Here is a 12,121-nt window from a genome sequence, read left to right on the forward strand (position 1 = left end):
TTTAAATAAAATTCAGTTTATATCTTATGTAAGCCTTTGTTAAGATAAGAATTTTTAAGGGGTTCGAGATTCTAATGCGCTCATTTAATATGCGTTTATGATCCAGTCTTTTTAGTTTTTTCAACAGATTTAGATAATATTTATAGGCTAGATAGACGCCTAATCTGCTTTCTAGGGGTAAAAGGACAATGCCTTTGTAGGCTTCTCGAAAATCATTTTCAATATCCTCAATAATATCTTTTTTGTTAGGTTCAGATAACGAATTGTTATTCACATTGGGAAAGTAGGAGCGGCCAAGTATTTCCGTGTCGTCCTTGAAATCTCTGAGGAAATTAACTTTTTGGAATGCCGAACCTAAATACTGTGCTGGGGTTTTTAAAAGTTGGAACATATCTTCATCATTATTGGTAAAGACCCTTAAACACATAAGTCCAACGACGTCGGCAGACCCGTAAATGTAATTTTCATAGGCTTCTTTGGAGCTGTAATCCTTAATTTTTAAATCCATCTCCATCCGTTTTAAAAAATCATCCACATAGGTGTGAAGATGATATTTCCAAACGACTTCCTGAAAGGCGTTTAAAATTGGGTTTAAACTTATTTTACGGTCAATGGATTTTTGATACTCCTGTTTGAACTCTTCAAATAAAACTTCTTGTTCGTAGTCGTGGAAAGAATCCACAATTTCATCAGCATAGCGCACAAATCCGTAGATGGCATAAATGGCGGGCCTAATGGAAGGGGCAAATAGTTTAATACCCATGGAAAAGGACGTGCTGTATTCCTGGGTTACAATTTTGCTGCATTTAAGGCTGGAAGTATCAAATAGTGCTTTCATTGTTTGGTGTGTTTTTGAATGAGTTCGCTAACAATTTTTCCTGAGATAAGAGATGGAGGTACTCCGGGGCCTGGAACAGTAAGCTGTCCGCAGAAATAAAGGTTGTTTACTTTTTTGCTTTTAAGTTTAGGGCGTAATACATGGGTTTGCATTAGGGTGTTTGCCAAACCATAAGCATTTCCTTTGTAAGCATTATAATCCTCTTTAAAATTGTTGATGCAGTAGGATTCCTTAAAAAGGATGTGGTCAAAAAGTGGCTGGTCCGTTAGGTGTTCCAAGCGCTCTATAATTTGTTGGAAGTAATGATTTCTAATCTGTTCATTGTCCTCCAAATCTGGTGCTAGTGGAATTAAGAAAATACCGGCTTCATTGCCTTTTGGGGCTGCTGAAGCATCTGTGATACTAGGGAAACTGGCATAAAATAATGGATTGTCTGGCCATTCCTTTGTATTATAAATGGTTTTGGCGTGGATTTCAAAATCGCTGTCAAAACAAAGTGTATGGTGTGATACGTTCTTCAGTTTTTTGTCGAAACCAACATAAAATAAAAGCGCTGAAGGGGCGAATGTTTTTTTGTTCCAATAGGCTTCAGAATACTGTCTGTATTGTTTTGGAAGCAAAGTTTCAGTGTGGTGGTAATCGGCACCACTTAATAGAATGTCGCAAGCATATTCATTGGAGTCTGTTTTTACAGAGGTCACAGCATTCTTTTCAATGTTTATACTTTCTACGGGGCTATTGGTTTGTATGGTTACCCCTAAACTTTGTGCTAGATCTTTTAGAGCAGTCACCACCATATACATGCCGCCTTTAGGGTGCCAGGTCCCCAATTTAAAATCGGCATAATTCATAAAGTTGTAGAAAGAAGGCGTGTTGCTTGGTTTGGCTCCTAAAAAAAGGACAGGGAATTCCAATATTTGCTGTAGCTTTTCATGTTTTACATAATGGGAAATCTCCTTTTTAATGCTTGTGGTGAACCTATTAAGTTTTGTAATGGTTTTTAGGGTGACAATCTCTGTGACAGATTCACCTGGTTGGTATACTAAATCTTTAATGGCGAGATTGTAATTGTCTTCGGATTTGTTGATGAACTTTTGTAGGGCATCACTACTGTTGGGTTCGATATTTTCAAAAGTACTTTTAATAGTTTCGAAATCCCCTGATATGGTGATCGACTCATTTTTTCCAAAGTATATCTGGTAGGCTGGATCCAATTGTTTTAAACTGTAGTATTTCGAAGGTTCAGTATTGAAATCTTTAAAAAAACGTTCAAAAACATCTGGCATCCAGTAGAAGGTTGGTCCAATATCAAAAGTAAAACCATCACGTTGTAGTTGTCGTGCGCGTCCACCAACCGTGTTGTTTTTCTCTAGTATGGTAACATCAAATCCTGCTTGAGCCAAGTAACAGCTAGCGGAGAGGGATGAAAACCCAGAGCCTATAATGATTATTTTTTTCTTGCCCATCTTACTAAAGTTACAGTTTTTTTGTTACATAGAAAACCGGTAACCTTTTATGGATTACCGGTTTACAACCAACTAACCAATCAACCTAAAAACGTACATCATGAGTACGCCCAATATTAATTAGGCAATAGTACTTTGTCAACAATGTGTATCACACCATTGCTAGCCGTAATATCTGCCGTTGTTACGGAGGCCGAAGCTCCGGTTTCATCTATAATAAATACACCTCCATCCAAATCTACAGTTAACATACCGCCTTGGGCAGTTTCAACCATTTGGCCATCTGCCAAATCTGTAGAATAGACTGCTGCACCAGCAACCACATGATAGGTGAGGACACTGGTTAAAAGTGCTTTTTCTTCTTCCGTATCGAAATCCTCCAGGCTATTGTAATCTGGACCTAATGCATCCAATAAATCAGCAAAGGCATCATTGGTAGGAGCGAAGACCGTAAATGGTCCATCGGTTTGTAAGAGGTCTACCAGTCCTGCGTCCGCTTGAACTAAGGCCGCTACCAACAAGCTTAGATTTTCTTCTCCAGAGGCAATCTCTACAATATTTGGAGTATTCAAACTATTTACAAAATCTATAGCAGCTTGAGGAAGCAAAACTTTATCGATGGTATGGGCAACACCATTGGAAGCGGTTATGTCTACTGCTGTAATGTTGGCATTAACATCAGAAGCGTCCCCTATAACATAGGTGCCCCCTGAAGGAATAATATCTAGTGAGTTGCCTGCAAATGCGGTTTCAACCGTGGTTTCAGATAAATCTGTGGAAAGCACATTGGCTGCTAAAACATGGTATAGTACAATGTTTCTTAAAAGATCAATTTCTTCATCGGTGTCAAAATCGTCCAGGCTATTATAATCGTCTCCAAGCGCCTCCAAAAGGGCCACGAAAGCATCATTGGTAGGAGCGAAAACGGTAAAAGGACCATCACCATTTAGGGTTTCAACCAAATCTACTTTGACGACTACATCCTCCAAGATGGATAGGCTTTCGGTGCCTACTACGATGTCCACCAAAGTTTCTTCATTAATAGCATCGATTATTTCCTGAGGAAGTAAAACTTTATCAACGATATGGATCACACCATTGGTAGCTTCCACATTCGCTAAGGTAACGTTTGCGTCTAAGGAAGTGGCATCACTAATAGAGACGCCTCCATCAATATTCACAGTGATATTTTCCCCTTGAAGTGTAGTAATTGTTTGTCCATCCGATAAATCGGAAGACATGGCGGCTGTACCAGCAATCACATGATATTGTAGGATTGTTCCTAGTAGTGCTCGTTCTTCTTCAGTGTCAAAATCAGACAAGGAATTAAAATTGTCCAACTCTGTTAATAGATTTGAGAAGGCAGCATTGGTAGGAGCGAAAACCGTAAAAGGGCCATCGCCACTCAAGGCTCCAATTAAATCAGAGTCAGCATTTTGGTCGGCCACTGTAAGTGCTGAAACCAAACTGCTCAAATCATCATTGGCAGCTGCGGTTTGAACTATATTTAGTGTGGGTCCCATGGGGATGTCGTTGGAGTCATCATCATCGCTACAGGAGGTATTGAAGACCACTAAGAAAATAAGTGTTGCAAATTGAAATAACTTTTTCATGTCTAACATTAAATTGAATTAACTTATACAAATATATAAAAAAATATTTTAATTGTCCAACTTTAAATATTCATAAGTTTGACAATTTATAAATGTGATTTTTAGGATGTTTCGCTATTTTTCCGTAATTTTTGATTAAGTTTGTTACATAAATTACTTGAAATGGGGAGTTATACTATGGCACAAGTTGTGTCAATTACAGGGATTAAATCGCATACTTTACGAAAATGGGAGAGCAGATATAATTTTTTGACTCCCTTGCGTACCGAGACAAATATTCGCTATTATACCGAAGAACAACTCAAGGCACTTTTGAATATTGGAATTTTAAATCGAAACGGATATAGAATTTCGCAAATAGATAAAATGTCTCAGGAAGCCATCTACGATGCGGTCTCTCAAATTATGGCTTCAGGAGCCAAAGAAGATGAGATCAATGCTTTAATTGTAGCCATGATCAATTTTGATGAATTGGAATTTGATAAAATTTTCAAATCAGAAATTATCAAATCTGGGTTGCTCTCAACCATAACCCAATTAATCTATCCTTTTCTGAGACAGGTTGGGGTTCTTTGGGGAAGCAATAAAGTGATGCCGGCCCAGGAACATTTCATATCAAATTTAATTCGTAGGAAAATCTTCCATTCCATAGAGTTGTTGGCTCCAAGTACCGAAAATGCCCCAAAGGCCGTATTGTTCCTGTCGGAAGGTGAATTTCATGAAATAGCCTTGCTTTTGGCGTATTATATTGCCAAGAGTTCTGGGTGGAATGTGTGCTATTTGGGTCAAAGTGTACCCTATGAAAACCTGAGAAAGGTTATTAAGGCTGTAGAGCCTGAATTGTTGTTGACCATCTATACGTCTAACGATCTTGAGCGAACAGAAAATAGCATTAAAACCATTTTGGATATTAGCGATTTGCCCTTGGTGGTTTCCGGAGGACCGGCCATTACCGAGGTGCAGATTAAAGGTTTAAATGAAAATATCGAATATATGGAAGGGCCTCAGGATTTAATTCCTTTTTTGGAGTCTTTCAAAGTTGAGGCGTAGCTTTTTTTGTATTTCTCAATACATGTACAGAATCCCTTCTCCAGAATTTACAATGTTAAGTCGCACTTGGTCTCCTTGCACTTGAAGCTCCGAGATGTCAAAAGATAGTGTTTTTGAAATGACCGCATCGCATACCTCTAGGTTTTGTAGTGAAAGTCTAAGATTTCGTTGAGGGGGATTGGATTCTAGGATGGCACCGGAATCAACAAGCTTTAGTTCCCATGTATTGCCATCACAGCCGCTTGCACTAAAACTAATGAGCAGACAATCATCGTCAATTTCCATACTATGAATGAACAATGGATCGGCGGGTGCACTTACATACTCTTCAGAGCTGATGACCGCTTCTTGGTCGCAATTTGAAGGTGTTGCAGAATTGTCATCATCATTATTGTCACAGGAAATCATTCCAAATACAAAAACAAAAGAAAATAGGATTATAGAAATGTTGTGTTTCATGATGCTTTTATAATGAGATGTAGAAAGGTTAAAAAGGTTACGCATTTATGGGGCATTTCTGTTTTATCAATTTTATTGAAACCTCCTATCTAAGCCTTATATAGTGATTCTGAGAGAGGCTATTGGTGAATTTTTTAGAGCTTAGGCATTCAAATTGTAATGGCTTGTCAAGATTCGAAAATAAAGGGATGCCTTCTCCCAATAAAATGGGGATGGTGGTAATGATAAGTTCATCGATTAAATCCTCTTTTAAAAAACTTTGGATGAGTTTGCCCCCATCAATGTAAAGACTGTTTATACCCTTTCCATGAAGTTGCTTTAATGCCTCCTTTACTTTGCCTCTTAGCAATTGAACGTGTTCTTGGTAAGGATTGGGAATTGAGTTTAAGGTATTGCTTAATACAAATACAGGTATTTTATAGGGCCAAGGAATGTCAAAACTGCAAACGGTTTCAAAGGTGTTGCGTCCCATAATTATGGCATCTGTCTCGGTCATAAAGGCTTCATAGCCCATATCGTCATTCTCAGGGTTTGGAACATTTTCCAGCCATTCTATTCCTCCGTTCTTATCTGCAATATAGCCATCTAAACTGGTCGCGATATATACACGATTCCTTTTATTCGTATTCATTAAGTTGAATTTTTTCAGTTCCTGAAAGATATAGTTTTTGTTTGAACATAGAGACAAATGTAAAGGGCAATTGTTAACAATTTCCGTTGTAAATGAAAGATTTGTGAGTTTGTGAAACATTTAAAATCAATAACTTTAGGGTTCTTTGTTTGATGGCGTGCGTTATGGGGTTAAAGGGGTTGATTAAAATAGCATTTGTTTTTTTGTGGTTTGGAGAGGTGTTTGGGCAAACAGGTTGCACGGATCCCTTAGCTAATAATTACAATCCTGAAGCCACACAAAATGATGGCAGTTGTACCTATGATACCACTATTGTGAACCCCGCAAGTAGTGTTTCGTTAGATGAGTCCATGAGGGAAACCTCAGGGTTGATATATTGGATGAATTCCTTATGGACCCATAATGACAGCTCAGATTCCAATTTGTATCAAATAAACCCCGCAAACGGCCATCTCTTATCAAGTGTCGCGTTAAATTATGTTGAGAATGTCGATTGGGAAGATATCGCGCAGGATGAAAGTTATGTGTATTTGGGGGATTTTGGTAACAATCTCCATGGAAATCGCACGGACCTTAGAATTATTAGGATAGAAAAAGCTACTATGTTACGAGAGGTTCCTCAATTGGATTTTATTAATTTCTCCTATGTAGACCAAACTGATTTTACCTCGCAAGAAGTTAATAACACCGACTACGATTGCGAGGCCTTAATTGTGTATGGTGATTATCTTTTTTTGTTTACCAAGGAATGGGTGAGTAATAGAACCAAGCTTTATAAATTGCCCAAAACTCCGGGGACCTATGTGGCCCAGTTGGAGGATAGCTACGATGTGGAAGGTATGATAACCGGGGCAGAAATCTATGAGGACATAATTGTGCTTTCAGGTTATACCAATTTGGTCATGCCTTTTCTGTTTTTGTTGTATGATTTTGATGAGGATGACTTTTTTGGAGGGAATAAGCGTAAGTTGGAATTGAGTTTATTTTTACATCAGGTGGAGGGCATCGCAACTTCAAATGGCTTGAATTATTATATCACCAACGAGCAGGTGGCCATTTTGGGAATTGATCCACAGTTACATTCACTGGATCTTACTCCTTACTTAGAAAATTCAACTTTGGGTTTGGAAAGCCCTAATGTGAAAAACAATTTGGAGATTGTGCCTAATCCGGGAACGTCTAAAGTAGAAGTCATGGGGTTGGAAAATAATTACCCCATCACATTTCAAATTGTAGATATGATGGGGCAAGTACTTCAAAAAGGGGAGTTGGAATTACAACAACCTTTTATTGATATTTCCGAATTGAGTGTGGGTGTCTATGTGCTAATGTTTCCTAAATCAAATAAGCAGTCTCAACTTTTGGTCAAGAAATAGTTAATTATATTCTCGAACCAAGTTCCTTCATGGTGTTGACAAATCTAGATGAAATGGCTTCTAAATTGTTATGAATACCTTGTTTTGCAACCCATTTTCCATTGATGATCGTTCCCAAAATATTCGATGCATCAGTCGTGTACACAAAGGTATTGCACAGGTGTTTTGTAGAAGCCGTGGCAACTAATGGTGATTTTACATCCATAACTACCGCATCAAAAGATTGTCCTACTTTAAAAAAGTTGTCTAGATGTTCTCCCATGGCTCTTTTACCAGCTTTCCAAGCCATTTCAATAGCATTAAATCCGCTGTCTCCGGCGTTTGGTTGGAAATAGGTATTGCGTTTATGGGTGGTTAAACGTTGTCCATAGTCTAAAATACGAAGTTCCTCAAAGGGATTCAATCCTACGTGGCTGTCGGTACCAATACTCCATTGACCATTCAAATTTTTAAAATCGTTGAATCGGAAAAGACCATCTCCTAAATTACCTTCTGTGGAAGGGCAAAGCACTACATTGGCTTTTGTTTGGGCAATGCCGGCAACTTCATGATCGTTTAAATGTGTGGCATGTACCAAATGGAAATTTTCGGTCATTGAGCAGTTGTCTAAAAGCCATTCCACAGGACGTTTTCCGTGAAATGCCATGCAATCCTCAATTTCTTTCAACTGTTCAGACACATGGATGTGAAAAGGCAAATCGTTGTTGTAATTCTTGCCAACACTGATAATATCATTTGGGTCTACAGCTCTTAAGGAGTGAATTCCTATTCCTAAGGACGCGTTTTTGTATGTTTTGGTAGCTTGGTTGGAGCTTTCCAAAAGTTTATAATAGTCTTCAATAGTTGGAGAAATAAAGCGTTTTTGTTTGTCTTCAGCAGGGGTTCCAAAGCCACCTTTTTGATAAAACATTGGCACTAAAGTAATGTTGATGCCTGCTCTTTCGGCCGCAGCAATAAGTCGCTCACCATGTTCTGCCAAATTGGAATAGGGCATACCATTGATGTCGTGGTGTAAATAGTGAAATTCTGCAACGGCGGTATACCCATGACGAACCATTTCGGCATACAACATCGCAGCAATATCTTCTAAATGTTGAGGAGACATGCTTAGGGCCAAATTATACATAGCCGTTCTCCAACTCCAAAAATCGTCAGGGACTCCGGTGCCTTCATGGAGCTCGGCCAAACCCGCCATGGCATATTGAAAGGCGTGGGAGTGGGCGTTTTGAAATCCAGGTAGGGCATAACCGTTCACGTTTTCTCCTTCTGCAGTAGCTTCGGAAGAAATGGATTCAATAATTCCTTGGTCATCAACCGTGACAGCTGCATTTTCAAGCCAACCATCATTGGTCAATAATCCTTTAAAAATATATGTGGGCATTAGAGTGTGTTTATAAGATTTTCAAATAATAGTTTTAAGGTTGCTCTTGTGGCATTGGCACGTTCTTCATGATACTTGGTCTCGCTGTTGTCCATGTAGTTGGTCTTGGCCATTTCCAATTGAAGGGCGTGAATGTTATTGGCAGGATCTCCAAAGGAGCGGGTAATATGTCCACCTTTAAATGGGTGGTTGTGCTCCAAATCTTTATTGGCCGTTTTCAAGGCGTTCATGGCAGTTTCTATGATGGTTTTGGAAGCTGAAGTTTCATCATTGTCTCCTAAAATTAAATCTGGAAAAGCCTCTTTTCTAATGCCTGGAACTACTTTCCTTATGGAATGGGCGTCAAAAAACAGGGCTTTACCGAATTTTTGCTTCGTGTCTTCTAATAAATTAGCTATTTTTTGATGATAAGGACGATAGTAATTTTCAATTCTATAGGCGATGTCTTCCTGAGTAGGTAATTCACCTTGATACAAAGGATCTCCATTGAAATTGGTGGTGGTTACCAAACCTGTAATTACACGACCATCATTATAAAGCGGTTTGCTTTCAGGGGTTCTGTTAAGGTCAATGACCCAACGGCTATAGTTTGCCGTAATCATAGTGATACCCATGGAAGGAGCAAAGTCGTATAATTTGTCAATAAACCAATCGGTGTCATCTGGATTATTGGCTTTTTCTGGATATAATTTTGAGGCAATATCTTCTGGGAAAAATGTTCCAGAGTGTGGTGAGCTAATGATGATAGGAACCTGCTCCGCCGTAGGTTCGATAATATTATAAAGTGTCATAAAAATGAGATCGTTGTCATTTGGAGATACAAAAATACAAGTAATGGTGGAATTTGGCGAAATAAACAGTGGAAGGTCGTAACTTTGCCAAATAATTATTACATTGATAAGATGCATAAAGCAGGTTTTGTAAATATCATAGGAAATCCAAATGTGGGGAAGTCTACCCTCATGAATGCCTTTATAGGAGAGAAATTGTCAATTATCACTTCCAAGGCGCAAACTACAAGACACCGTATTTTAGGGATTGTAAATGGGGATGATTTTCAGGTGGTGTTGTCGGACACGCCGGGAATCATTAAACCTGCCTATGAGTTGCAGGAATCCATGATGGATTTTGTGAAGTCCGCTTTCGAAGATGCCGATGTGCTTTTGTATATGGTGGAAATTGGCGAGCGTGAATTGAAAGATGAAGCCTTTTTCAAAAAAATACAATCCTCAAGCATTCCTGTATTGTTATTACTGAACAAAATTGATAAGTCCGATCAAGGGCAATTGGAAGAACAGGTGCAATTGTGGGCCGAAAAGGTGTCAAATGCGGAAATCTATCCTATTTCGGCATTGGAAGGTTTTCAGGTGAAGGAGGTCTTCGATCGTATCATTGAATTGTTACCAGAATCACCACCGTTTTATCCAAAAGATCAGTTGACTGATAAACCGGAACGTTTCTTTGTGAATGAAACCATTCGTGAGAAAATTTTACTTCACTATAAAAAAGAAGTGCCTTATGCGGTTGAAATTGATACGGAAGAATTCTTCGAAGATGAGGATATCATCAGGATGCGTTCTGTAATCATGGTAGAGCGCGATACCCAAAAAGGAATTATCATCGGGCACAAAGGATCGGCACTTAAGCGAGTGGGTATAGAGGCTAGAAAGGATTTGGAGAAGTTTTTCGGGAAACAGGTACATCTGGAACTATATGTGAAAGTGAATAAAAACTGGAGGACTAACCAAAAGCAGCTCAAGCGTTTTGGATATAATCAGAAATAAATAAACAGCACTTTAGGGTGCTTTTTTTTATAGTTTTAAAAACCTACAAAATATCATAGCAAAAACTGTTAATTTAATAGTATCTTTGCAAACTTAAATTTTTACAAATGAGTAATATAGTAGCCATAGTAGGACGTCCAAATGTTGGAAAATCAACGTTTTTTAATCGTCTGATTCAGCGTAGAGAAGCTATTGTTGATGCCGTAAGTGGTGTGACAAGAGATAGGCATTATGGAAAAACGGATTGGAACGGTAGAGAGTTTTCGCTAATCGACACTGGTGGTTACGTTGTAGGGAGTGATGATATTTTTGAGGCTGAAATTGACAGACAGGTAGAATTGGCCATTGATGAGGCTGATGCCATCATTTTCATGGTTGATGTAGAATCTGGAATTACGGGGATGGATGAAGACGTGGCCAATTTGTTGCGTCGTGTGGACAAGCCTGTGTTTTTAGCCGTAAATAAAGTTGATAATAACAAGCGCGCCGAAGATGCTGTTGAGTTTTATGCTCTAGGTTTAGGTGACTATTATACTATTGCCAGTATCAACGGTAGCGGAACTGGTGATTTGTTGGATGCTGTTGTAGCAGCACTTCCTGAAAAAGAAGAAGTGTTAGAGGAAGATGAGTTGCCGCGTTTTGCTGTGGTTGGAAGACCAAATGCGGGAAAGTCGTCGTTTATCAATGCTTTGATAGGCGAGGATCGTTACATCGTAACCGATATTGCAGGAACTACTAGGGATGCCATTGATACCAAATACAACCGTTTTGGTTTTGAATTTAACTTGGTGGATACCGCTGGTATTAGAAGAAAATCCAAGGTTAAGGAAGATTTGGAGTTTTATTCAGTGATGCGAAGTATTCGTGCTATTGAGCATTGCGATGTGTGTTTGTTGGTATTGGATGCTACCAGAGGATTTGACGGTCAGGTGCAAAATATCTTTTGGTTGGCAGAACGCAACCGTAAAGGAATCGTGATCTTGGTTAACAAGTGGGATTTGGTTGAAAAGGACACTAAAACAGTCAAAGAATTTGAGCGTGTTATCAGAAAGGAAATAGAACCTTTTACAGATGTGCCAATTGTGTTCATTTCTGTTTTGAACAAACAACGTATTTTTAAAGCCATTGAAACGGCGGTTGAGGTTTATAACAACCGTTCCAAAAAAATTAAAACAAGTAAGCTGAATGAAGTGTTGTTGCCAATTATAGAGCACACACCACCTCCTGCTTACAAAGGAAAATATGTTAAGATTAAATACATCATGCAGTTGCCAACGCCGCAACCGCAATTTGCATTTTTCTGTAACTTACCGCAATATGTAAAGCCTCCTTACAAACGCTTTTTGGAAAATCAGCTGCGTGAGCATTTCGATTTTCATGGGGTGCCGGTAACGGTTTACATGCGTAAAAAATAACAAGTTTTTAGCGTTATAGATTAATTTACACCGAATTAAGGTGTAAATTATTTTGGACTTAATGTCAATTATATTTTACTTTTTGATAAAAATAATTTACATTTATGA

Annotated in this window: 11 protein-coding genes; 4 read left to right on the forward strand and 7 right to left on the reverse strand. The window is 38.6% G+C overall.

The genetic code is table 11. From position 1 onward, the window contains the following. Position 1: 1 nt before the first annotated feature. The 3 genes from ZA05_RS10855 to ZA05_RS10865 all read right to left on the reverse strand — a co-directional run bounded on the left by ZA05_RS10855 (position 2) and on the right by ZA05_RS10865 (position 3,917). A complete protein-coding gene (locus tag ZA05_RS10855; protein WP_053991720.1) occupies positions 2-838 on the reverse strand; it encodes a squalene/phytoene synthase family protein in 837 nt (278 codons plus the stop codon). Next, positions 835-2,304: an NAD(P)/FAD-dependent oxidoreductase gene (locus tag ZA05_RS10860; RefSeq protein ID WP_053991721.1), complete on the reverse strand. Its 1,470-nt coding sequence runs from the start codon at positions 2,302-2,304 to the stop codon at positions 835-837. The genes ZA05_RS10855 and ZA05_RS10860 overlap by 4 nt, the downstream gene beginning before the upstream one ends. Positions 2,305-2,420: 116 nt before the next feature. Beyond that, complete coding sequence (locus ZA05_RS10865; RefSeq protein WP_082333759.1) at positions 2,421-3,917, reverse strand: fasciclin domain-containing protein; 1,497 nt, start codon at positions 3,915-3,917, stop codon at positions 2,421-2,423. A gap of 162 nt (positions 3,918-4,079) precedes the next feature. Between ZA05_RS10865 and ZA05_RS10870 the strand changes: the two genes are divergently transcribed. After that, positions 4,080-4,967 (forward strand): MerR family transcriptional regulator, encoded by an 888-nt coding sequence (locus tag ZA05_RS10870; protein ID WP_053991723.1) that lies wholly within the window; start codon positions 4,080-4,082, stop codon positions 4,965-4,967. Between the two features lie 15 nt (positions 4,968-4,982). On the opposite strand, the gene ZA05_RS10875 is transcribed toward ZA05_RS10870, so the two are convergent. Next, positions 4,983-5,426, reverse strand: coding sequence for a hypothetical protein (locus tag ZA05_RS10875; protein ID WP_053991724.1), 444 nt, complete (start codon positions 5,424-5,426; stop codon positions 4,983-4,985). 85 nt (positions 5,427-5,511) lie between these two features. Further along, positions 5,512-6,057 carry a dihydrofolate reductase family protein gene (locus ZA05_RS10880; protein WP_053991871.1) on the reverse strand — a complete coding sequence of 182 codons (546 nt, stop codon included), beginning with the start codon at positions 6,055-6,057 and terminating at the stop codon, positions 5,512-5,514. 164 nt (positions 6,058-6,221) lie between these two features. On the opposite strand from ZA05_RS10880, the gene ZA05_RS10885 reads away from it, so the two are divergent. Then, positions 6,222-7,433 carry a T9SS type A sorting domain-containing protein gene (locus ZA05_RS10885; RefSeq protein WP_157514691.1) on the forward strand — a complete coding sequence of 404 codons (1,212 nt, stop codon included), beginning with the start codon at positions 6,222-6,224 and terminating at the stop codon, positions 7,431-7,433. Between the two features lie 4 nt (positions 7,434-7,437). On the opposite strand, the gene hutF is transcribed toward ZA05_RS10885, so the two are convergent. Both hutF and ZA05_RS10895 read right to left on the reverse strand, forming a co-directional pair. Next, positions 7,438-8,814, reverse strand: coding sequence for a formimidoylglutamate deiminase (hutF, locus tag ZA05_RS10890; protein WP_053991725.1), 1,377 nt, complete (start codon positions 8,812-8,814; stop codon positions 7,438-7,440). Then, positions 8,814-9,722 (reverse strand): N-formylglutamate amidohydrolase, encoded by a 909-nt coding sequence (locus ZA05_RS10895; RefSeq protein WP_231632482.1) that lies wholly within the window; start codon positions 9,720-9,722, stop codon positions 8,814-8,816. Before ZA05_RS10895 ends, hutF begins: the two co-directional genes overlap by 1 nt. Here ZA05_RS10895 and era point away from each other — a divergent pair. Together era and der are read left to right on the forward strand one after the other, a co-directional pair. Further along, positions 9,717-10,598, forward strand: a complete 882-nt coding sequence (gene era, locus ZA05_RS10900) for a GTPase Era (protein ID WP_053991726.1) — start codon at positions 9,717-9,719, stop codon at positions 10,596-10,598. The genes ZA05_RS10895 and era overlap by 6 nt on opposite strands. Positions 10,599-10,705: 107 nt before the next feature. After that, positions 10,706-12,013 (forward strand): ribosome biogenesis GTPase Der, encoded by a 1,308-nt coding sequence (gene der, locus ZA05_RS10905; protein ID WP_053991727.1) that lies wholly within the window; start codon positions 10,706-10,708, stop codon positions 12,011-12,013. Positions 12,014-12,121: the final 108 nt, after the last annotated feature.

The organism is Mangrovimonas sp. TPBH4 (genome assembly GCF_001280505.1).
Lineage (GTDB): Bacteria > Bacteroidota > Bacteroidia > Flavobacteriales > Flavobacteriaceae > Mangrovimonas_A.